Raw genomic sequence first — 20,810 nt, 5'->3', positions numbered from 1 at the left:
CGATATGGACAGCATTCAGAGTTTTTACGAATATGCGCTCCTAAAAAAAGGAGTTTCCGAACACTTTCCCTTTGACCAAAACATTTTGGTTTTTAAAGTAGGCGGAAAAATTTTCGCACTAACCGCTCTTAGCGATTGGGAACAAGGAACGGCGGCGATTAACCTCAAATGCGATCCCGAGCGGGCTGTGGAGCTTCGCGAGGAATATGAAGAGATTAATCCGGGCTACCACATGAATAAAAAGCACTGGAATACCCTGAGCTGTACCGGTCGTTTACCCGCTGCATTGATTCGAGAGCTGATCGACCATTCCTATGAACTCGTTTTGGCGAGCTTACCCAAAAAACTTAGAGAAGAAATAGGTCAAATGAATTAATTTACATTCGCTTGATTTTCGTCTTTGGCCTGTATAGTGATGGGAATGGTAAACAAACTTGGGATTTTTTTCCCGTCTTTTTCCGCGGGTTTCCACAGCGGACTATTCTTGATTACATCGATGACGCGGTGATTCATCTCGTCGTTGAAGCCCTTTAAAATGCGGATATGACCCGTACTCCCATCTTCCTCTACGACGAACTGAAAGATCAGTTTAATCGGTTGATCTGGGGGTGTAGGATATTGGAATGTGCGGATAAAATAGTTGCCAAACTCAAAATGTCCCCCGGGAAATTCGGCGTTTTTATCGGGAACTGCAAACTCGGTGTTTGCCGTTGGCGGCGCTGGGTTGCTGTGCTGTTTTGCTTGCATACTCGTCAAGGCTATACCGGCAAGTAGTAGGGTGGCAAGACCTTTTGCTTGGATATTTTTTTTGGGGTCCACGGTTTTTGTGGCCATGATAAAGCGTTTTTTGGTCGGTTGATAATAAAAGGAACTACTCAGCAGTTGTGACGGGTTTTCTCGCTGCTGTTGCAAAAGTATTTGAAGATAGCGGGCGCTGTTTTTCGTCGTGGCTACCACGCTTTCGTCGGCTAAAAACTCGTGGTTAAGCGCTATGGCTTTTTTGTAGTAATAAAAAATGGGGTTGAACCAAAACAGTATTTTGAGCAGTTCGATAAAGAGGATGTCCAAACTGTGTCGTTGTCTGATATGAGTGATTTCGTGTAGGATGATTTCGTTGGCGAAATCGAGGTTGCTAAACTGATTCTTGGGAAGGTAGATGCGATTCCAAAAGGCAAAAGTATAGGCGATTTTGTTGGAAAAGACATAGTGTATACCGTTGACGGTTTCCCGGTGTTGTCCTTTTTGCAATCGGTGTAAGCGGCAGAGATTAACGATAAATCGAAGCAGGAAAAACAGGGCGCCTAGGCCGTAGATAAATCCAAAAATCCGCGTCGTATTCCAAACCGCTGCGGTTTCGGTCGAATTGCCGTCGATGATTAAGGTTGCCGCACTGTAGGCGGGTAAAGCATTTGCCCAGGGTACGGTTGTGGTCGAAAGCGTCAACAGTGGAAAAATCAACGAAACGACTAAGGCAGTTAAGAGGTAAAAGCGCTTGTAAACAGGCATTTTTAAACCTTGAAGCAGCAGGGCGTAAAGCAGCAATAGCACCACCAGACTCAATGTGGTTTTTAAGAGGTAGACAATCATGGTTTTGCCTTTTTAATTTCATCGTCAATAATGCCTTTAAGCACCTCAAGCTCACTGGGGCTCATCGGGGTTTCCTTGGTAAAGAAGGAAGCGAATTGCAGGGCGGAATTTCCGAAGAAATTTTTAATCATGCCTTGAACCTGCTTCGAAAAATACTGATCTTTTGCAATCAAAGGATAGTATTGCCTCGATTTTCCATATGCTATATATCCGACAAATCCCTTTTCCGTCATGCGTTTTAGCATCGTGGAAATCGTGGTGTTTGCCGGTTTGGGCTCGGGAAGCTCGTCGATAATTTCTTTTAAAAACGACTTTTCCAGCTTCCATATCGATTCCATTAATTGTTCTTCTGCGGGGGATAGTTTCATCTGTCTTAATAGGGTTTAGCAAGCCGTTTAGGGCTGTGCGGATTTATTTTTTTTCAATTTGGGTCTCGCGAATCAACGCACCGTGCTTGTAGTGGCTAACTCGAGTTAGAGTGCCCGCTTCGTCAAAGTACAACCAATCGCCCGTATAAAACCAATGAATGCCAGACGGGTTTGTTTCCAAACGCGTTTGCCCTGTGACTGCGGTGTTTCCATTGGCGTGAAAGGCAGTGACAAAACAGTTTCCGCGCCTGTCGTATACCTCTCTCTTATATAGTTTTCCGTCTAAGTGGTATCGCCAGCTGCCTTTGCCCAATCCTTTGCGGTTGTATTTGGCGCGAATCGTCATCAGCTGATCGTCCTGACTCATCGTCGTAACCCATTTGCCGACGCGCTCGTGGTTTTTGGTGCGGTTGATTTGACAGGCGGTGGCCGTTAATAGCAATCCCGCTGCGAGTACGAAGTGCAAAAAAGGCTTCATGGTCTATGTTTGTATACTTTGAACTACAAATGTAGATTAAAAAATCAAAAACTCCTGTTTTTTGTTGTAAAATTACATATATTTCGACATGAATTCATGTTTGTGACGCTATTGTGAAAGAATAGGTCGATTTAGCAGTGGTTTAAAGCGCGTTGAATCGGTGTTTTTGGCCGTTCAATGACGGGTATAGCGTTACCCACTCCCGTTTTTTTTCGGGTAGTGACCGAACTTTTATTTTAAAAATTTAAAGCGATTTACGATGAAAAAACGACTACGACTAGGTGTTCTCTGCGCATTGCTTATAAGCGCTACGGGACTATATGCCCAAGATTCCTGTGTGATTGCGGCACATTTAAACGATTTTATTAAAATTGAAAAAGAGGTGCATAAAGAGAAGGTTTATTTACTGGATAAGGCAGTTGCCGTTGATGCAGACCGCTGTTTTTCCACGGCTGTAAACGCCAATATAGAAAATTGGAATTATGTGCTGACAAATTTTAAAGCGCGGCTCCACTACGAGGAGCTCGAGGCGATAACCGATGCGGAGCTCTTGCAAAAGACCTACATCAAAACCTTGGAACGCGATAGTCTCTTTCAGTCGGTGTTGACTGATTTTTCGAAAAAAGTAGTGGAGAAGTCGATGCCCAAAGACACGGTGAGCCTGCCGGATTTGATGAATAAGGCGGTGAAGTTTTTTTCGATTTTAAAAATTGACGACCAAGAGCGCCTGGTCGGTAAAGTCTGCGTGGGTTTAAACGACATTGGCAAAACGGAGCCAAAGCGCCATGCCTTTGCGGAAGCGTTTTGCTTTTCGACAATTCTGGCGAATTACCAAGGCGAGGAATTCAATATGTATCGCGAGTTTGTAAGTGGGCTCACCGAGTTGTACCAGATGAACCTGGGCTTGGATCGGAGCGAACGGCACCTAAGAGCACAGGGGGCGATGTATGCCTTGATGTTTAAAAACGAGAACCTGAGAAAAATGCTGCTGTTAAATTATGAGCGGCAACGGGAGTACCTGCCGTTTGTGTTGAAGGTGTAAACCGTGGAACCCCTTGCTTCGCTGCGGATCAAGAGGGTTTTCCTATGGCGGTTTTTATCCGTGTACGGTTTCCTGTGTGCCGTAGTTTTGAATGAGTTGACCTTCAAAGTCCAGCCATTCTTTCCAGCGTTGGTCTACATCGACTTTTTCGGTATATTTTTTGGCGAATTTGAGAAAGGTGGTATAATGCCCCGCTTCGCTAATCATCAGGTCGCGGTAAAAAACGGCGAGTTCCTCGTCTTTGATGTTGTCTGAAAGCACTCTAAAGCGCTCGCAGCTGCGGGCTTCAATCATGGCGGCAAACAACAAGCGCTCGATAAAAGCATCGTTTCTACTGCCGTCTTTTTTCATAAACTTAAACAATTGATTGACGTAGTCGTCTTTGCGCTCTCTGCCCAAGGTGTATCCGCGTTGCTTGATAATTTCGTGAACCATCTTAAAATGCTCCATCTCCTCAATGGCGATATCGGTCAAAGCCGTAACCAGATCTTCGTGTTCGGAGTTATAGGCGATGATGGTAATGGCGTTGGTTGCGGCTTTTTGCTCGCACCAAGCGTGATCGGTTAAAATCTCTTCTAAATTAGATTCGGCAATATTTGCCCATCTGGGGTCGGTCAATAATTTTAATCCTAACATCTCAAATATTTTAACTGCAAATTTAGCAATTATTATGGGCTTTAAAAAATGGCGCAGTCCATCTAAATATTCCGTTATTTTGTACGATGGAAAATTTTTGGAACGCCAAGCGACTCTTGGTTATCGGGCAGGTATGGCCGGAGCCCACTTCTTCGGCAGCCGGATCTCGGATGATACAGTTGATCGCTTGGTTTTTAAAGCAGGGTGTGCAGGTGCAATTCGCCTGTGCGGCGGGAAAGTCTGAATTTAGTTTTGACCTGCCCGCCCTAGGGGTAAAAGAAGAGCCCATCGCCTTAAACGACTCGGCTTTGGATGATCAGCTGGCTGCGTGGAAACCCGATGTGGTGCTGTTTGATCGCTTTATGATCGAAGAGCAATACGGATGGCGGGTGGCTCAAGTATGTCCCAATGCCTTGCGCTTGTTGGATACGGAAGACTTACATTTTTTAAGACACGCGCGACACGAGAGTTTTAAAAGGGGAATTCCCTTTGACGAAATGCCGTTGTTTACCGAGCGGGCGAAGCGCGAGATTGCGAGTATCTACCGCTGCGATGCCTCGTTAATTATTTCGGAATACGAAATGCAACTCTTGCAACAGCGCTTTAAAATCGATGCAGACCTCTTGTATTACCTGCCCTTTATGGAAGCCGACACCACTGTCGAAGCCAAAAATGAGTGGCCATCTTTTGAACAACGCCGCGATTTTGTGTTTATAGGCAACTTTATACACGAACCCAATTGGAATGCCGTACAGGTTTTAAAGACCCGAATTTGGCCGCTGCTGCGCAAGCGCCTCCCTCAGGCGCAGCTTCACATCTACGGGGCTTATGCCAGTGCGAAGGTCAGTCAATTGCACCAGCCCAAAGAGGGCTTTATCGTAGGCGGAAGAGCAGCGGAAGTAGGGCCGGTTTTGACCGCTGCCCGGGTGTTGCTCGCACCGATACAATTTGGAGCGGGAATCAAAGGGAAATTTGTCGATGCGATGAAAAGCGGAACGCCCAGTGTCACCACTTCCATAGGTGCAGAGGGCATGACCGGTGATTTGCCATGGAACGGTTTTATAGCCGATTCCGATGCGGATTTTATAGACCAGGCGGTTTTGCTGTACCAAGACCGCGCACTGTGGCAGGAGGCACAATGGAGGGGAAGTGCTATTTTATCGGAGCGCTATGCCGACGAGCGGGCTGCGACTCACTTCTTGGAATGGCTTACGAATCGGATGGTCAATCTGCAAAAATACCGCGAATTTAATTTTGTCGGACAATTGCTTTTACATCATACTATGCAGAGTACGAAGTATATGGGTTTGTGGATTGAACAGAAAAACAAGGGGTAGATATGTTAAAATTTATAAATTGTTATTTTTTTGACAAGGCCGATGTTTTAAGGGCTTGCAAGTGAATATAAGCCTGGTTTTAGGGTGGTATTTTGTTAAAATTGGCAGCCGCTCTCTTTGAAAATGGTTTTATGTTATAAAATTCCATAAATTTATGAGGAAAATTAAAACAACAAAGCTATGGATAAAAGTTTCATTAATCAGGTTAGAAATTTTATTTCACCTGAAACGATTTCAGATTTGAGCAACGCAACAGCGGCTTCGACTGGTCAGCTTGAAAAGGGATTGGATTTGTCGATTACCTCTGTGCTGTTGGGATTTGCCAATCAGAGCAAAGGAAGTTTGGCTGCCATCTTGGGTCAGGCTAAAAACTATTTTGTCGATTCCCTTGACGGCAGTCAGGCTTCACCGGTTATAAAAGGAGGGTTTCCCTCGCTTTTCGGAAGTTCCAATGCCGAAGTAATGGCTTCCATACAACGCGAAAGCGGATTGAGTGAACCCGTTGCAAATACCGTTATGGAGCAAGCGACTAGTGGGGTGCTCGGTTTTTTTAAAAACCTAAGTCCCAATTTCGACACCGATGCAATCTTTTCCTTTTTAGGGGCGAATAAAGGGGCGTTTGTCGCTGCCTTACCCGCTGGTTTCTCGCTGTTGGGTTTTGGTGCGGGAAAACACTCAGCGCCTGAGCCTGTGGTACACGCACAGCGTGCACAGCCGGTAGCGCCAGTGAAAAAAGAAAAGGGCGGTTCAATTTGGTTGTATATTATACTGTTGCTCATCGCCGCTGCCTTGGTGTACTTCTTTCTCAACGGCAAGGGGAAAACGCCGACAACGGGTACGGTTAATCCGACTGTAGTCGATTCCAACAGCGTGCAACAAGTAGACGGTACCAGTAGTCAAACCGTCGATTTAAACCATAGAGAAGTCCTCAAGGTAACCTTGCCAGACGGCGTGGTTATCGATGCGTATAAAGGCGGAATCGAAGACCGTTTAGTCGCTTTTTTAAAGACGGACTACAAAAAAATGGGCGCTAATCAATTAAAGGATACCTGGTTCGATTTTGACAATTTAAACTTCGAAACCAACAGTGCGGTAATCACCGAAGATTCCAGAGGACAATTGACGAATATCGTCGCTATTTTGCACGCCTTTCCCGATACCAAACTCAAAATAGGTGGGTATACCGACAAAACCGGTACGGAAGCCGTTAATATCAAACTTTCCGGCGAGCGTGCTCAGGCGGTAAAGAAGAGTTTGGAAACCGCGGGTAAAGGAAGTCAGGTAGACGGCGCTGAGGGCTACGGATCCAAATTTGCTAAGTATGACGCCACGGCTCCCGAATCGGAGCGCGTACTCGACCGACACATTTCTGTTAGCGTTAGATAAAAAACCGCTATTTAATACAAAAGGAGACGTTTTTAAAGCGTCTCCTTTTTTGTTTTAACCTTTTGAGCAACGCCCGATTTGTCCGCTGAGGACGGGACTGTTTTAGCGGCTTTAAAACCGCGGTTATTTGTCGGGCAGCCAAAAAAAACCACCCGATTTGGGTGGTTGTATGTTATTTGGATAAGGCCGTAAAATACTTGTAAAACAGCGGTATGGTTTCGATTCCCTTAAGGTAGTTAAACACGCCAAAATGCTCGTTTGGCGAGTGAATAGCGTCGCTGTCCAAGCCAAAGCCCATCATGATGGATTTGGAGTTTAATTCTTCTTCAAAGAGCGCTACTATGGGAATACTTCCGCCAGAGCGCACGGGAATAGGTGTTACGCCAAAGGTGTCGGTATAGGCTTTCGATGCCGCTTGGTAGCCGATAGAGTCTGTAGGTGTTACATAGCCCTGTCCGCCGTGGTGTGGTTTGACCACCACTTTTACCGATTTGGGAGCGATGCTCTCGAAATGCTTTTTAAACAATTCCGTGATTTCTTCCCAATCTTGGTTGGGAACCAAACGCATGGATATTTTGGCAAAGGCCTTGCTCGCAATAACGGTTTTGGCACCTTCGCCGGTATAACCGCCCCAGATTCCGTTGACATCCAAGGTCGGACGGATCGAGTTTCTTTCGTTGGTGTCGTAACCGGCTTCGCCCGATACTTCTGCTATGTCCAAAGATTTTTTGTACTGGTCTAACGAAAAGGGACGCTTGCCCATTTCTGCGCGTTGCTCTTTGGAGAGTTCCTCTACTTTGTCGTAGAAACCCGGTATGGTGATGTGGTTGTTTTCGTCGTGTAGGGAAGCAATCATTTTGGCCAATACATTAATCGGATTGGCTACTGCTCCGCCGTATAATCCGGAGTGCAAGTCGCGGTTGGGTCCCGTTACCTCAACTTCCACATAGCTTAGACCTCTTAATCCAGTGGTGATCGAAGGCTGTTCGTTGGAAATCATACCGGTATCGGAAATCAAAATCACGTCGTTTTTCAGTTTTTCTTGGTTTCTCTTGACAAACCAGCTCAAACTCACCGAACCCACTTCTTCTTCTCCTTCAATCATGAATTTGACGTTACACGGTAGGGCGTCGTTTTGAATCATGTATTCCAAGGCTTTGACGTGCATAAACATCTGTCCTTTGTCGTCACAGGCACCACGGGCAAATATGGCTCCTTCGGGGTGAATGTCCGTCTTTTTGATTACCGGTTCGAAGGGAGGGGATGTCCAAAGTTCAATCGGATCGGCCGGTTGTACGTCGTAATGTCCGTAAACCAGAACCGTTGGTAAATTTTTATCAATTATTTTTTCGCCGTATACAATCGGGTATCCCGGGGTTTCGCACATTTCTACCAAGTCGCAACCCGCTTTTTCAAGACTGGCTTTAACGGCCTCGGCTGTGTTTATAACGTCTTGAGAGTAAGCGCTGTCTGCGCTTACAGAAGGAATTTTTAGCAGTTCGATCAACTCGTTTATCAGTCGGTCTTTATTTTCTTGTACGTATTGTTTAGAATCTTTCATGGTTGTATTTGAATAGTTACCGTTTATCAAGACAAAGCTAATAATAAAAAAAAATTAATTTTTTCTTGGATATTAAATTTCAGTTCGTATATTTGCAACCGCTTACTGAAACAAAAGCCGCGGGTGTGGTGAAATTGGTAGACACGCCAGACTTAGGATCTGGTGCCTCACGGTGTGAAGGTTCGAGTCCTTTCACCCGCACAAAACCTCTTCGAAAGAAGAGGTTTTTTTATTTACTGCTGTTTTAATCCAAAACTTACTTTGTTTTTTTGCCGGATTTGCTTAAATTTATAAGTAGGGTATTTTAAAGTCGTTCGCTATGGGAGAGCTATTGTCTCAGTTGTTGGAATATGAGATTTACGCTGGTAAATCGATTACCGTTACTATTGGTACGGTTTTTTTTGTGGTTTTCACCTTGGTCCTGACGCGTTATGGACTGAGATTCTTAAAGAAAACCGTGCTAAAAATCTCGTCTATCGAAGACAGCGGCCGCTTGCGCAGCGCCTTTAATTTTGTAAACTACTTCGTTTACGTAATCATGTTTTTCTTTATCCTCAATGCCATTGGGGTCAATATCAATATGTTTTTGACCACCTCGGCGGCGCTGTTTGTCGGATTGGGACTCGCGCTTCAAAAGATTTTTCAAGATTTGATCGCCGGTATCTATATCATGATGGACAAGACCCTAAGCGTGGGCGATGTGATTCACATCAACGACGAAGTGGCGCGGATTAAAATCATCAAACTCCGTTCGACTATAGCCGAAACGCGAAACCGCAAAATCATCGTAATCCCCAATAGAAAATTTATAGACGACATCATCAACAACTGGACGCAAGATGATGAGGTGATTCGGGCGCGTATAGATGTCGGTGTTTATATCGGAACCGATGTCGAGAGTGTTCGAAAGGTCTTGCTGAATTGTGCTGCCATCAATCCCGATGTGATGAAAGATCCGCATCCCTTGGTGTTTCTCGATCAATTTGGCGAATCGTCCATTCGTTTTATACTCTATTATTTTATCGATAACTCCTTTGACAACGACCGCATAGCCAGTGCTATTCGATTCGAAATCGACAAGCAGTTTAAGGAAAACGGCATCCAACTTCCGGTACCCGTATTGCGCGTACAGCCTTTGGAACACCAAGGCTTTTAGTCTTCGCAATTCCTGAGCGCTTTTTTACAGTATGCACTGCGGTCGTAGCGACTTATTTGCCGTTTAATTTGCGCAAAGTGTCTTCAATCGTATTCATGCGGTTTTGAATCTTGGCCGCGGCAGCGTCTAAGGTATACCCCTCGTCAATCAGCTCTTTGACTAAAAGCAGCTTTTTGATGTTTTCATAATCGTATCTGCGGTTTTTTCCCTCTCCTTCAGTCAGGCTTTTTATGATGCCCTTGTCCTCCCAATAGCGAATCTGTCGGGTTGGAATTTGCGTGATCTGCGCTACCTCACCGATGCCCACGATCAACTTGTTGAGAAACTCATAGTCGAACGCCAAGTTTTTGTCTTTTGTTGCCATTGTAAGTTATTTGCAATTTTTGTTGTAAAAGTAAAAATATTTTATTTCATTTGCAATTGTAAGTAAATTACAACGAGTGTGTATTAATTACAAATATTGGTAAAATGAAGCATTTATTATTTTTAATTCCTTGGATTATGACCGTAACAAACAGTAGGGCACAAGTTGCCGTTGGCGCGGCGGAAGCAGCGGCGCCTTTGGCTTTTTTTGTAGAACAATTGGAGATTCCTGCAGAATTTTCGTTAAAGCAAGTGAGCTTGGTTCGCATAGACCAAGTGGAAGCGTATTTGTTTCGAGCAGAAAAATCGGTGAACAGCGGTTTGCTGGGCGAACATTTTTCATTTTTGGTGAGCAAAAAGCAGCCCTTTCGTATTTTGGGCTTTACGCGTATGGATTCGAAATACCTGAACAAACCGCAGTTGTCGGAAGGGGAGACCCGCACAATTGCGGTTGATTTTTTGCGCAGGGTCGATTCGAATTTGGCGGATAATGTGGAGCATTTGTGGACCGATAAGCACGGCGAACCCCTGGAAATGGGAGGGGAAGCGGAGCAGCTTGTCGGTATGAAATACAAGTGTTTTCGCAAATCGGCTCGGGACTACGCCTGGGTCATTGTCGGATTCGACGGCAGTATAGTCACTTTTGAACGCGATATTATCTGGGATAGCGGTCGGAAGAAACGGCAAACCAAGCAGTGGTTGTCCGATAGTTGGCAGTTGAATAACGCACAAGGCCAAGGGGATGTTACGCGGTAAGTATGCTCTAGTAACGGGCGGTAGCGACGGCATCGGCTTGGCTATTGCGGAGCAGTTTGTTCGAAATGGAGCGTCGGTTTGCCTCGTCGGGCGCGATAGGGGAAAACTGGATCAGGCGATCTCGGGCTTGCGTGGCTTGGGCGCCGAGGTGGTGGGCTTGGATTTTGATTTGACCGATACCGCGGGCATAGCGGATTGCGTCAAGCGCCTTTGGACGGTTTTTCCGCGTTTGGATATTTTGGTCAACAATGCAGGAGTGGGACAGTTTGTAGCCTTTTCGGAAACCGATCAAACGCTGTTGGAGCGCCACCTGAATTTAAACGTCAAAGCGCCTTATTTTTTAACTCAGACCGTCCTGCCTGCACTGTTGGAAAGTCGCGGTAGTGTGCTCAATATATCCTCCTATTTTTCGCACCGCATGTTGCGGGGCCGACATTCCACGGCTTATTCCCTTAGCAAGGGGGCGTTGGATTCGTTTACCAAGGCCTTAGCCTTTGAAATGGGACCTTATGGGGTTCGCGTCAATGCCATAGCACCGGGCAGTGTGCAAACCGCGCAGTTGGCGTTTAACCTGACCCAATTGGACACTGAGGCGCAGGCAGCTTTTCACGAGATGATCGCAGAGATCTATCCGTTGGGGAAAATTGGCGAGCCGCTAGACATTGCCTATATGGCCGTGTTTCTATCGTCGGAACAGGCGCGTTGGATTACAGGTAGCGTGATGGCGGTAGATGGCGGGTTGACGACGAATTGATGTGGCGGGTGCGAAGGCGTAATTTGAGCTTGGATTGTTCTCATAAGTCTGTATAAAGCTGTATTTTTACAGGCTTATAATTCCCGCATGGCTACACCGAGAAAAAACCTCCGAAAAAAACCGACTCCCAAAAAAAGGCCTCAGAAAAAGACCGGCTTTAACCTGCATCACCTCAAGTGGATCGTGGTTGCGGTATTTTTTGTGGGCTTGGGCATTTGGTTCGGAATCAGCTATAAAGACGGCATCAAGTATTTGTTTAGTGCCGAGCGAAAGGCGGCAGCTGAAAAAAGTGTTTTCGACCTGCGAAATGTCGAGGTTTTAAAACGGCATGCCGACAAGGTGTTCGGTTTTGATATTTCGCATTATCAGGGCAACCTGGATTGGGAGCAGGTGGATGCGATCAACAGCGAATTTTCGTTGGAATTTGTCTTTGTACGGGCGACTATGGGAAGGGATGGCGTAGATACCGCTTTTTTGAAAAACTGGCGCAGCGCTCGTGCCAATAGCTTTATACGCGGTGCCTACCACTATTATCGGCCTAATGAAAACTCCCTGGAACAGGCGCAGCACTTTATTCGTACAGTCCAATTGGGCGAAGGCGATTTTCCGCCGGTGCTCGACATCGAAGAACTGCCCAAGAATCAATCGATGGACAGCCTGATTTCGGGCTTGAAAAGATGGATGCAGGTGGTGGAAAATCACTATGGCGTACAGCCGATACTGTATTCTGGAGAGCATTATTACAACAAGCATCTGCAACAGGCCTTTCCCGATCACATCATCTGGATCGCCAATTACAATTTCTTTGTCGAAAACATCAAGCCCAACTGGCACTTTTGGCAATTTACCGAAAAGGGCATAGTATCGGGTATAGCGACTCCGGTCGATGTGAATATCTTTAACGGCAATAGGAACGATCTGCGAAAAATACTGATCCGCTAAGCGGATTCGATGCGTGGAATTGGTATGCTGATGCTATTTCTTGACGTCCAAGGCATCTCTCAGGGTGTTGCCGATCAGCATAAAAGCCATGACCAATAAAAACATGGCTATACCGGGTATCAATGCGAGGTAGGGCTTGCCCATCAATATGTAGTTGTAGTTTTCCTTGATCATCGAGCCCCAGCTCGGCACGGGTACCTGGGCACCAAGACCTAAGAAACTCAGTCCGCTTTCCACTAAAATTGCCGAAGCGAAATTGGCGGCCGAAATCACGATCACCGGGGCCATGCAATTGGGTAAAACGTGTCGCAATATAATGCGAAGGTCGTCATAGCCCAAAGCCCTTGCAGCGGTGACGTATTGCTGTTCTTTGACGCTGATGACCTGTCCTCGGACCACTCGGGCCACTTCGACCCACATCGTGAGCCCGACGGCTATAAAAACCTGCCAAAAGCCCTTGCCCAATGCCAGGGTGATGGCGATTACCAACAACAAAGTGGGTATGGACCACACCATATTGACCAGCCACATGATTAACGCATCGATTTTACCGCCGTAATATCCCGCAACTGCACCTAGAGACACGCCGATCAACAACGAGAGTGTCACGGCTACAAATCCGATGGCTAAGGATACGCGAGAGCCGATGATGAGTCGACTGAGAAAATCGCGGCCTTGACTGTCTGTTCCCAAGAGGTAATTCTTTTGGTGTATGGACTGATCGATGATTGAATGCGGGGTGGGGTCTTTAAAATAAGTCAGTGGCAATGCCAGTTTTTCTGCGGTTTGCGGATGATTGCTGTAGGTGGTAAAGTGAAGGGAATCCCGGCTAAAGTGATAATTGACGATGGGGATTTCAAGGGGTAGTTGTTCCTTGCCCATAAACCAAGACGACCAGCTAGAAGCGGTCTCCGATTTGTCGTCTAGCGATAACATGGTTACGCTAAAGCCCGGTTCCTTTGACCGCAAAGCGAGGTTGCCCGCATTGGCGTTTTGGGTTTTATCCGGTACGATGACATAGGCAAATATCGAGATAAAACTCAATGCGACCACAAACCAAAAAGACAAAACGCCCCAAAAATCCTTCTTGAATTTTTGGAGCGCTAATTGATTGTTAGAGATGGTTTTATCTGCCATTAAGACTAATGCTTTTCCGCTAATTTGTTTTTCTTAACCGTGAGTTCACCAGTGGTGGTGCGCGGACCTTTGTGAATGTCTTTTAAGATATTCACGGCCTCTTCTACATACACATCACTCGCCAGGGTTTCATGCCATCTGTTTCTCTTGTTCTCTAAAATAGTGTCATTCTTAAACTTCTCTAATTCGTAGGGAAGCGAGTTGAATGTCAGGTGGTTGTTGTACTTGGAAATCGCCTTAAATTTTTTGGCTTTTTCTTCCACCTGTTCCTGTTTTAGTTTGTATTTGTCGTAATTTAAACTGAATACTTTTTCGTCTTTTCGCTCGTTGATCCACTGTGCATTCTCGGTGATGAGCTTGAATTGTTGATTCGTGGCAATGCGCTTTTTACTGTTGCTGATTGCCGGTTGAAAATCATTTTTCAAAGGCGTGTAGTTCGCGCGGTCGATTTTGTCCCACGGCATCGCATTCGGGATGTCGCGTTCGCCCATGTCGATATACGAAAAGCGGTCTGGCAACACCACGTCGCTCAATACACCTTCGCGTTGTGTGGATCCTCCGTTGATTCTGTAGAATTTCTGTAGGGTCAACTTAAGCGCTCCCAAATCGCCATAGGGCTGTTGGGCCTTGAGCAAGTCGGTAAGGCTGATGATGTTTTGAACCGTACCCTTGCCGTAAGTGTGCTTACTTCCGATGATGATTCCCCTTTTGTAATCCTGAATAGCCGCGGCAAAAATTTCGGAAGCCGATGCGGAAAAGTTGTTGACCATCACCACTAAGGGGCCGTCCCACTGCACTTTGGCATCGCGATCAAACAACACGTCTTTTTTGCCTTTGGACGATTTCACCTGTACAATAGGGCCTTGTTCTATAAATAGTCCCGCCATGTCCACTACGGTTTGCAGCGAACCTCCACCGTTGTTTCTGAGGTCCATGATGATACCGCTAACTTGTTGCTCCTTTAGGCGCTCCACTTCTTTGGCTACATCTTTAAACGCATCGCGATTGTCTTTGTTTTCAAAATTGATGTAAAATTTTGGCAACTGAATCAAGCCATAGGTTTGATTGCCGTGAACAATAATGCTCGACTTGGCATAGGTTTCTTCCAATTCCACGATCTCGCGGATAATCGAGATGATCACCACGGTTCCGTCTACTTTTTTTACGGTCAAACGCACCTCAGAACCCTTGCGGCCCTTGATCTTTTTAACCACATCTTCCAATCTCATACCCACCACATCTACGGCCTCTTCATTGCCTTGAGCTACTTTCAATATGATATCGCCGGCTTCGAGTTCCTTTCCTCTCCATGCGGGGCCTCCGGGAATCAATTCCGAAATTTCGGTAACGTCGTTTTTCTTTTGAAGCTTGGCTCCAATACCCTCGATTGTACCACTCATGCTCGCGTCGAATTTCTCTTTGTCTTCCGGCGCTAAATACGAGGAATGCGGGTCAAATCGTTCCACTATGCTGTTGATGTAAATCGTAAACCAATCCTGGCGTTGCAAGTCATCGATAAATCCAAAATACTCATTTAAGGATTTTAAAGTGGCTTCTCTGGCTTCTACCTCTAATTCTTCAAAGCTCTTCTTTTCTACCGGAGCAGCTTCTTTTTTCTTTTTGACAGGGGCATAGCTGTCCTCGTTTGCTTCGTCTTCAAACTCATCTGTGGCCACTTCCTCGCCGTCTTGTAATTTTATCTTATCGGATATCGTCGATAAAACCGATAGTTTAAGCTGCTTTTCCCAACGCTTTTTCAAGGCTTCTTCATCGGCTGAAAAAGCTTGTTTGTCGTAATCCGCATCAAAGGTTTCATTGGTGTATAAATTAAAGGGCTTGCTCAATACGTCTTTGTAAATCCCTTGTGCATCTTTCATGCGCTGAACGATTCTGTCGTGCGTCAAATTGAAAAAAGACAAGTCTTTTAAGGCAATCATATCGTCGATTAGGAGTTCGTATTTTGCAAATTCGTCGATGTCTGCCTGCGTAAAAAAGCGCTTAGTAGGGTCCAAGGACTTAATGTATTCTTTATAGACTTCTTTGGAGAACGCATCGTCAATCTTTACCGGATCATAGTGTCCTTTTTCCAGTAAATACGTAATCATCTCTAGCAATAGTTGGTCTTTCTCAGGGTTCTCTTTAGGCTCTTTGGGTATAAAACTCCACAACAGAGTCGATACGCCTAATATGAGTAGTATTATCTTATAGTTTCTTTTCATAAATGACCAAATAGTGTTCATCAATTAATTTTCATCTAAAGTAAGTAAATAATCAGAGACTTTAAGAGCAGCCTCAATAATATTTTGTTAAACCTTAGTGTTAAAAATCAAAGAATAGGTTAGGTTTAGCAAGGGTTCGGCAGTTGTGTGATCGGGTTTGATTTTATATTGATTACTTTAGCGAAAGTAAATAAAATAATGTAATGAAACAAAAACCTTTAATTTTAGTCACCAACGACGACAGTATAGTAGCTCCGGGTATACGGGCTTTGATAGCTGTGATGAAGGAGATTGGTGAGGTGGTGGTCGTGGCACCGGATAAAGCGCAATCTGCCATGGGGCATGCCGTAACGATAAACAATACCCTTTCTATAGAACGGGTGGCTATAGACCCGGATTTAGAGCGGGAATACAGTTGCTCGGGCACTCCGGTTGACTGTGTAAAAATCGCCTTGGATCAGATTTTGGATCGCAAGCCGGATATTTGCGTTTCGGGAATCAATCACGGTTCGAATTCATCGATAAACGTCATTTATTCCGGTACGATGAGTGCGGCTTTGGAAGCGGGGATGAGCGGAATTCCGTCTATCGGTTTCTCGCTACAGGATTTTAGCTGGAATGCGAATTTTGACGAGATCCTGCCCTTTGTAAAACAGTTGACCCTGGAGACCCTAAAGAATGGACTTCCCGAGGGAACCGTGTTAAACGTCAATTTTCCCAAACTCAGGAGAGCGGAAATTCAAGGCATTAAGATCTGTCGTCAAGCCAAGGCGACCTGGCAGGAAAAGTTTGACAAACGCGTGAGTCCACACGGCAAGGAGTACTATTGGCTGACCGGTGAGTTTGTCAATCAAGACAAAGGCGAAGATACCGACGAATGGGCGTTAAAGCACGGGTTTGTTTCGGTGGTTCCCGTACAGTTTGACCTTACGGCTTATCACGCGATTCAATTGCTCAATCGCTGGGATTTGTAAGGCCTTTTTGGGGGCTTTCGATTTTGTTGCAAAGCCGACCTAAAAAAAATCTGAATTTCAAAGCAGGAGGTATTATCTTAGCGGCTGGGTTTTTGCCGATGGATTTCGGCTGCAAAGGCCGCGGGCTTGCGCGCTAGTAAATCGGTTTATTCCGGTCTATTGCCCAAGAGCGCACCCGGGCATGCGGCTTATAAAACAACTAATATCGACTTATGAAATACTATATTATTGCCGGAGAGGCTTCGGGCGATTTACACGGGTCTAACCTGATGAAGGCGCTTTATAAAGAGGATGCCCAAGCCGAAATTCGTTTTTGGGGCGGCGACTTAATGCAAAAGGTCGGCGGTACTTTGGTCAAGCACTATCGCGAATTGGCGTTTATGGGCTTTGCCGAAGTCGTTCAGAATTTGGGAACCATACTCCGAAATATATCGAGCTGTAAAAAAGACATCGAAGCCTTTGCTCCCGACGCAATTATCTTTATCGATTATCCGGGTTTCAATATGCGTATCGCAGCTTGGGCCAAGAAAAAAGGCATACCGACTCATTATTATATCTCCCCGCAAATTTGGGCGTGGAAAGAAAATCGCATCAAGGCCATTAAGCGCGATGTCGATTATATGTATGTCATCTTGCCCTTTGAAAAGGATTTTTACGAGGGAAAACACGGTTTTCCCGTGCAGTTTGTCGGGCATCCCTTAATCGATGCGGTCGAGGAATACCGCAGTAGCGCCGATTCGACCTTTCGAGAGCGGCATCGCTTAGACGATCGTCCCATTATTGCCTTATTGCCGGGGAGTCGCAAACAGGAAATTACCAAGTTGCTTTCGCAAATGCTAACGGTGGTCCCTCATTTTGAGCAATTCCAATTTGTCATCGCTGGTGCACCGAGTCAGGACTTTGAATTTTATCAGCGCTTTCTCACCGATAAGAACGTCGCGTTTGTTTCCAATGATACCTACGGTTTGCTCAATGTGGCCTATGCCGCTTTGGTAACCTCGGGTACAGCGACCTTGGAAACCGCTTTGTTTAAGGTGCCCCAAGTGGTCCTTTACAAGGCCAATCCGATCTCTTATCAAATCGCAAAACGCATTATTACCCTAAAATATATCTCCTTGGTCAATTTAATTATGGACCGGGAAGTGGTGACCGAATTGATCCAAGAAGACTGTAACAGCAAAAGCATTTACGCCGCCTTTTCTAAGATTGTGGAGCAACAGGGCAGGGAGGAAATATTGCAAAATTATGATATACTGATAGATAAGCTTGGCGGAAAAGGTGCCAGTGAATTGACAGCCCGATTAATTAATAAAAATTTATGAGTTGTTTTTTAAAATAAAATTCTATATTTGTGAGATAACAACATCGATAATTATGAAAACGTACGCTTCCGCCTTCTTAATTGTACTGCTGTTATTGTCTAGTCGGTCACCCGCAGCGAACCTGCAAAAAGTAGCCTTAGATAATATCACGCCTGCAAATAATCCACCCAAAACACCCATTAAGGGAAAAAAGGGAAAAACCGCTTCCACTAAAGGAAAGGACATAGCCGCTACCGATACCAAAGAAATTAGTGTAGAGGAATTGGGTAAAATATTAAACGAAATTGACGAAACCAGCCGCAAAGAGGATACGGGAAGTTATATGACTGAACAGTTGCTCAATGTAGCCGAAGACTTTAAAGGGGTTCGTTACCGTTTCGGCGGCACCTCTAGAGATGGAATGGATTGTTCGGGGTTTGTGAGTACCGCTTTCAATGCTTTCGATATCGCCCTACCTCGTTCTTCGAGAGATATGGCTTCCATAGGACAAAAAATTAATTCTTCTGAAGCGCAAAAGGGAGACTTAATCTTTTTTAAAACCGGAAAAAAATCGAGAATCAGCCATGTGGGAATTATAGTTGAAGTAAAAGGCGAGGATATCAAATTTATACACTCTTCGACATCAAAGGGGGTGATCGTGTCTTCTCTTAATGAAGCGTATTACAACCGTACTTTTGCACAAATCAACCGAGTTTACGAAAAACAACTTTTATAGTATAGCGTTAAAAAATAGGTAACTATTTGATAGACAGGGAAATTTCAATATCTTTCACCATGAAGATATTGAAATTTCCCTTTTTAAGCCTTTCTGTATTCTTTGGTTTAGGCATCTTATCTCTTCCTGTAGTCGCGGAGTTTTACAGCCTGCGCTTCCTTTTACCCCTTTCATTTATCGGATTGCTGCTCGCAGGACCTCATAGCTATGTGTCGGTCGCTTTTAGAATGCTATACGCGGCTTGCTATATGCTGTTGTTCTTCGCTTTGGGCACTGCAACGGCCTATGTGCATACGGTGAGCAACCAAAAGAAGCACTATACCCAACGGGTTTCGGCAGGCGAGAAGCACTTTTTAAAAATCGCCATACGCGAGTCCTTAAAGCCCACGGCTTATGCCGATCGGTATATAGCAGAGGTGCTGTTCGTCGAAGAGCGAGCTAGTTTGGGCAGGATTTTGGTCGTAGTGCCCAAAGGGGAACAAGGCGGGACTTTTCAAGCCGGACAACATCTCAGTGTTTATCAATCCATTTCTGCCATCGACAGACCTCTAAATCCGCATCAATTCGATTATCAGGCGTATTTACAGCAGCGGGGAATCTATGGGCAATTGCGGTTGGCTTCCGAAGGGTATAAGAGAGAAGAGGTGGTGGTGGACGCCGCTGCCTGGCTGGAGGGGTTTAGACAGCGGTTGATCGGGAGTTTTGAAAAGCACCAATTCACACCCGAAGTAGCCGCGGTGGTGGCCTCGTTGCTCTTCGGACAGCGGCAGGGGATTTCGGCCGATTTAAAAAGTCGTTTTGCCGCAGTTGGTGTGGTACATGTGCTGGCAATTTCCGGATTGCATATCGGAATCATTTATATTTTTTTGGTTTGGCTTTTAAAGCGGCTTCGCTTGGGCACCGTAGCTATATACGTCATGGCCACAGTGGTGCTGTGGCTGTATGCCCTGACAGCGGGCTTTGCCGCTCCAGTGGTACGCGCCGTCAGCATGTTTACGCTGATGGCCGTAGCGAGCTGTGGCAAACGCCATTCCAGCACCTATAACAATCTGGCTATTGCCTTTTTTGCAATGCTGTGCGTCCGTCCTTTTTATATAGTCGATGCGGGCTTTCAGTTGAGTTTTGCCGCCGTGTTTGCCATAGTGTTTTTTCATCCGATCATCAGGCGTTTTTGCACGTCCAAATGGGGACTGTGGCGCTATGTCAAAGAAATCGTCGGTGTGTCTTTGGCGGTTCAAATCGGCATACTTCCCCTGACGATCTATTACTTTCACTCGATTCCCGTTTTTTTCCTCTTGGGCAACCTCCTGGTAATTCCCTTGGTGACTCTAATATTGGTAAGCCTACTGGTTTTATTGGCGTTGAATTTCGCGTGGCCAGGGGCAGCACTGTTGTTGGGCAAAGGGGTAAACCTGCTGATCGCGTTTATGAATGCCGTGGTGCGTGGGTTGTCTGAATGGTCGGTATACCCTGTGGAGAACCTCTATTTAAACGCCTTTTTAGCGGTTTGCGCGGCTGTGGTTTTGCTCGTGGTCGGTTTTGCGGTTAAAGCGCGGCAGCGGCGCTTGGTGTTGCCCGCAATGCTAGCGGTATGGCTCTTTCAACTGTTGTATGTCGGCTTTGCGGTTTCGGAAGCCAATAAAAGTGAAGTGCTGCTTTTGTACCACCGCCAGCAAACGGTTTTGCTGTTTAAAAGGCAGCAACGCATTTCGGTATATGCCGACGATGCGCGTGTTTTAAAGGCTGGGGCACTAACCGATTATAAAAACCATGCCATCTTTAGACAGTTGGAGTATTGCCCTTTGCCCAAATTGCTCACGGTTAACAATCAGCGGCTGTTGCTCATCGATAGCTTGGGTGGGTATCAGACCGCTGCAAAAGCGGATATCTTGCTTTTTAGCGGAAATTCGCGACTCCACTTCGGTCGCGTAATTGCGTATCATCAACCCGATTTAGTGCTGGCCGCAGCGACCTTCCCACCCTGGGAAGTTCGGCGATTGCAGCAGTGGTGCAACCAAAAAAAAATCCCTTTTCACAGTGTATCGGAAAAGGGATTCTATAGGTTTTAATGCGGAAA

General features: G+C 45.7%; 20 protein-coding genes and 1 tRNA gene. 13 read left to right on the top strand and 8 right to left on the bottom strand.

The window, feature by feature from the left end; translation table 11 throughout:
* Positions 1–4 precede the first annotated feature (4 nt).
* Positions 5–376: an MmcQ/YjbR family DNA-binding protein gene (locus ACQZ43_RS02380; RefSeq protein ID WP_430614252.1), complete on the top strand. Its 372-nt coding sequence runs from the start codon at positions 5–7 to the stop codon at positions 374–376.
* Here the strand turns inward: ACQZ43_RS02380 and ACQZ43_RS02375 are convergent.
* Genes ACQZ43_RS02375 through ACQZ43_RS02365 form a run of 3 tightly spaced genes read right to left on the bottom strand, consistent with a single transcriptional unit; the run spans position 373 to position 2,433 of the window.
* Complete coding sequence (locus tag ACQZ43_RS02375) at positions 373–1,587, bottom strand: M56 family metallopeptidase (protein WP_430614251.1); 1,215 nt, start codon at positions 1,585–1,587, stop codon at positions 373–375. The two genes, ACQZ43_RS02380 and ACQZ43_RS02375, sit on opposite strands and share 4 nt — an antisense overlap.
* Positions 1,584–1,955: a BlaI/MecI/CopY family transcriptional regulator gene (locus ACQZ43_RS02370; RefSeq protein ID WP_430614250.1), complete on the bottom strand. Its 372-nt coding sequence runs from the start codon at positions 1,953–1,955 to the stop codon at positions 1,584–1,586. Before ACQZ43_RS02370 ends, ACQZ43_RS02375 begins: the two co-directional genes overlap by 4 nt.
* A 43-nt stretch (positions 1,956–1,998) precedes the next feature.
* Entirely contained in the window at positions 1,999–2,433 is a 435-nt protein-coding gene (locus ACQZ43_RS02365) for a hypothetical protein (protein ID WP_430614249.1), read from the bottom strand.
* Between the two features lie 259 nt (positions 2,434–2,692).
* Here ACQZ43_RS02365 and ACQZ43_RS02360 point away from each other — a divergent pair, with 259 nt between their 5' ends.
* Positions 2,693–3,475 carry a hypothetical protein gene (locus tag ACQZ43_RS02360; protein ID WP_430614248.1) on the top strand — a complete coding sequence of 261 codons (783 nt, stop codon included), beginning with the start codon at positions 2,693–2,695 and terminating at the stop codon, positions 3,473–3,475.
* Between the two features lie 54 nt (positions 3,476–3,529).
* Here ACQZ43_RS02360 and ACQZ43_RS02355 read toward each other — a convergent pair whose 3' ends face one another.
* Positions 3,530–4,111 (bottom strand): tRNA-(ms[2]io[6]A)-hydroxylase, encoded by a 582-nt coding sequence (locus tag ACQZ43_RS02355; RefSeq protein ID WP_430614247.1) that lies wholly within the window; start codon positions 4,109–4,111, stop codon positions 3,530–3,532.
* Positions 4,112–4,197: 86 nt separating this feature from the next.
* Between ACQZ43_RS02355 and ACQZ43_RS02350 the strand changes: the two genes are divergently transcribed.
* On the top strand, positions 4,198–5,448 hold the full coding sequence (locus ACQZ43_RS02350; RefSeq protein WP_430614246.1) for a glycosyltransferase family 4 protein: 1,251 nt from the start codon (positions 4,198–4,200) through the stop codon (positions 5,446–5,448).
* A gap of 180 nt (positions 5,449–5,628) precedes the next feature.
* Complete coding sequence (locus tag ACQZ43_RS02345) at positions 5,629–6,834, top strand: OmpA family protein (protein ID WP_430614245.1); 1,206 nt, start codon at positions 5,629–5,631, stop codon at positions 6,832–6,834.
* A gap of 172 nt (positions 6,835–7,006) precedes the next feature.
* Here the strand turns inward: ACQZ43_RS02345 and ACQZ43_RS02340 are convergent, their stop codons facing one another.
* Positions 7,007–8,395 carry a dipeptidase gene (locus ACQZ43_RS02340; RefSeq protein ID WP_430614244.1) on the bottom strand — a complete coding sequence of 463 codons (1,389 nt, stop codon included), beginning with the start codon at positions 8,393–8,395 and terminating at the stop codon, positions 7,007–7,009.
* A gap of 119 nt (positions 8,396–8,514) precedes the next feature.
* Between ACQZ43_RS02340 and ACQZ43_RS02335 the strand changes: the two genes are divergently transcribed.
* Both ACQZ43_RS02335 and ACQZ43_RS02330 read left to right on the top strand, forming a co-directional pair.
* Positions 8,515–8,596: transfer RNA gene (locus ACQZ43_RS02335), tRNA-Leu, on the top strand.
* Positions 8,597–8,714: 118 nt separating this feature from the next.
* Positions 8,715–9,551 carry a mechanosensitive ion channel family protein gene (locus ACQZ43_RS02330; RefSeq protein ID WP_430614243.1) on the top strand — a complete coding sequence of 279 codons (837 nt, stop codon included), beginning with the start codon at positions 8,715–8,717 and terminating at the stop codon, positions 9,549–9,551.
* A 52-nt stretch (positions 9,552–9,603) separates the two neighbouring features.
* Here ACQZ43_RS02330 and ACQZ43_RS02325 read toward each other — a convergent pair whose 3' ends face one another.
* Entirely contained in the window at positions 9,604–9,915 is a 312-nt protein-coding gene (locus ACQZ43_RS02325; protein ID WP_430614242.1) for a MerR family transcriptional regulator, read from the bottom strand.
* Positions 9,916–10,019: 104 nt separating this feature from the next.
* On the opposite strand from ACQZ43_RS02325, the gene ACQZ43_RS02320 reads away from it, so the two are divergent.
* From ACQZ43_RS02320 to ACQZ43_RS02310, 3 genes are all read left to right on the top strand, one after another.
* Positions 10,020–10,670 carry a hypothetical protein gene (locus ACQZ43_RS02320; RefSeq protein WP_430614241.1) on the top strand — a complete coding sequence of 217 codons (651 nt, stop codon included), beginning with the start codon at positions 10,020–10,022 and terminating at the stop codon, positions 10,668–10,670.
* A complete protein-coding gene (locus ACQZ43_RS02315) occupies positions 10,657–11,424 on the top strand; it encodes an SDR family NAD(P)-dependent oxidoreductase (RefSeq protein ID WP_430614239.1) in 768 nt (255 codons plus the stop codon). The genes ACQZ43_RS02320 and ACQZ43_RS02315 overlap by 14 nt, the downstream gene beginning before the upstream one ends.
* A gap of 87 nt (positions 11,425–11,511) precedes the next feature.
* Complete coding sequence (locus ACQZ43_RS02310) at positions 11,512–12,366, top strand: glycoside hydrolase family 25 protein (RefSeq protein WP_430614237.1); 855 nt, start codon at positions 11,512–11,514, stop codon at positions 12,364–12,366.
* A gap of 33 nt (positions 12,367–12,399) precedes the next feature.
* Here the strand turns inward: ACQZ43_RS02310 and ACQZ43_RS02305 are convergent, their stop codons facing one another.
* Both ACQZ43_RS02305 and ACQZ43_RS02300 read right to left on the bottom strand, forming a co-directional pair.
* Positions 12,400–13,503: an ABC transporter permease gene (locus ACQZ43_RS02305; protein WP_430614236.1), complete on the bottom strand. Its 1,104-nt coding sequence runs from the start codon at positions 13,501–13,503 to the stop codon at positions 12,400–12,402.
* 5 nt (positions 13,504–13,508) lie between these two features.
* On the bottom strand, positions 13,509–15,743 hold the full coding sequence (locus ACQZ43_RS02300; protein WP_430614235.1) for a carboxy terminal-processing peptidase: 2,235 nt from the start codon (positions 15,741–15,743) through the stop codon (positions 13,509–13,511).
* Between the two features lie 182 nt (positions 15,744–15,925).
* Between ACQZ43_RS02300 and surE the strand changes: the two genes are divergently transcribed.
* From surE to ACQZ43_RS02280, 4 genes are all read left to right on the top strand, one after another.
* The gene (gene surE, locus ACQZ43_RS02295; RefSeq protein ID WP_430614234.1) at positions 15,926–16,696 is read left to right on the top strand and encodes a 5'/3'-nucleotidase SurE; all 771 of its coding nucleotides are present in this window, start codon (positions 15,926–15,928) and stop codon (positions 16,694–16,696) included.
* Positions 16,697–16,908: 212 nt separating this feature from the next.
* A complete protein-coding gene (gene lpxB, locus ACQZ43_RS02290; protein WP_430614233.1) occupies positions 16,909–18,018 on the top strand; it encodes a lipid-A-disaccharide synthase in 1,110 nt (369 codons plus the stop codon).
* A gap of 52 nt (positions 18,019–18,070) precedes the next feature.
* A complete protein-coding gene (locus ACQZ43_RS02285) occupies positions 18,071–18,733 on the top strand; it encodes a C40 family peptidase (protein WP_430614232.1) in 663 nt (220 codons plus the stop codon).
* 59 nt (positions 18,734–18,792) lie between these two features.
* Positions 18,793–20,802, top strand: coding sequence for a ComEC/Rec2 family competence protein (locus ACQZ43_RS02280; RefSeq protein ID WP_430614231.1), 2,010 nt, complete (start codon positions 18,793–18,795; stop codon positions 20,800–20,802).
* Positions 20,803–20,810 lie beyond the last annotated feature (8 nt).

This window comes from Flavobacterium sp. JP2137, from assembly GCF_050562195.1.
Lineage (GTDB): Bacteria > Bacteroidota > Bacteroidia > Flavobacteriales > Flavobacteriaceae > Flavobacterium.
The sequence above is the reverse complement of the archived record's forward strand: the minus strand, read 5'-3'. Positions and strand labels throughout refer to the sequence as shown.

Coding starts and splice junctions, on each gene's coding strand:
- ACQZ43_RS02325 (WP_430614242.1), bottom strand. CDS start 9,915: ATGGCAACAAAAGACAAAAACTTGGCGTTCGACTATGAGTTTCTCAAC.
- ACQZ43_RS02355 (WP_430614247.1), bottom strand. CDS start 4,111: ATGTTAGGATTAAAATTATTGACCGACCCCAGATGGGCAAATATTGCC.
- ACQZ43_RS02310 (WP_430614237.1), top strand. CDS start 11,512: ATGGCTACACCGAGAAAAAACCTCCGAAAAAAACCGACTCCCAAAAAA.
- ACQZ43_RS02345 (WP_430614245.1), top strand. CDS start 5,629: ATGGATAAAAGTTTCATTAATCAGGTTAGAAATTTTATTTCACCTGAA.
- ACQZ43_RS02330 (WP_430614243.1), top strand. CDS start 8,715: ATGGGAGAGCTATTGTCTCAGTTGTTGGAATATGAGATTTACGCTGGT.
- surE (WP_430614234.1), top strand. CDS start 15,926: ATGAAACAAAAACCTTTAATTTTAGTCACCAACGACGACAGTATAGTA.
- ACQZ43_RS02370 (WP_430614250.1), bottom strand. CDS start 1,955: ATGAAACTATCCCCCGCAGAAGAACAATTAATGGAATCGATATGGAAG.
- ACQZ43_RS02365 (WP_430614249.1), bottom strand. CDS start 2,433: ATGAAGCCTTTTTTGCACTTCGTACTCGCAGCGGGATTGCTATTAACG.
- ACQZ43_RS02300 (WP_430614235.1), bottom strand. CDS start 15,743: ATGAACACTATTTGGTCATTTATGAAAAGAAACTATAAGATAATACTA.
- ACQZ43_RS02315 (WP_430614239.1), top strand. CDS start 10,657: ATGTTACGCGGTAAGTATGCTCTAGTAACGGGCGGTAGCGACGGCATC.
- ACQZ43_RS02360 (WP_430614248.1), top strand. CDS start 2,693: ATGAAAAAACGACTACGACTAGGTGTTCTCTGCGCATTGCTTATAAGC.
- ACQZ43_RS02280 (WP_430614231.1), top strand. CDS start 18,793: ATGAAGATATTGAAATTTCCCTTTTTAAGCCTTTCTGTATTCTTTGGT.
- ACQZ43_RS02375 (WP_430614251.1), bottom strand. CDS start 1,587: ATGATTGTCTACCTCTTAAAAACCACATTGAGTCTGGTGGTGCTATTG.
- ACQZ43_RS02380 (WP_430614252.1), top strand. CDS start 5: ATGGACAGCATTCAGAGTTTTTACGAATATGCGCTCCTAAAAAAAGGA.
- ACQZ43_RS02350 (WP_430614246.1), top strand. CDS start 4,198: ATGGAAAATTTTTGGAACGCCAAGCGACTCTTGGTTATCGGGCAGGTA.
- ACQZ43_RS02320 (WP_430614241.1), top strand. CDS start 10,020: ATGAAGCATTTATTATTTTTAATTCCTTGGATTATGACCGTAACAAAC.
- lpxB (WP_430614233.1), top strand. CDS start 16,909: ATGAAATACTATATTATTGCCGGAGAGGCTTCGGGCGATTTACACGGG.
- ACQZ43_RS02285 (WP_430614232.1), top strand. CDS start 18,071: ATGAAAACGTACGCTTCCGCCTTCTTAATTGTACTGCTGTTATTGTCT.
- ACQZ43_RS02340 (WP_430614244.1), bottom strand. CDS start 8,395: ATGAAAGATTCTAAACAATACGTACAAGAAAATAAAGACCGACTGATA.
- ACQZ43_RS02305 (WP_430614236.1), bottom strand. CDS start 13,503: ATGGCAGATAAAACCATCTCTAACAATCAATTAGCGCTCCAAAAATTC.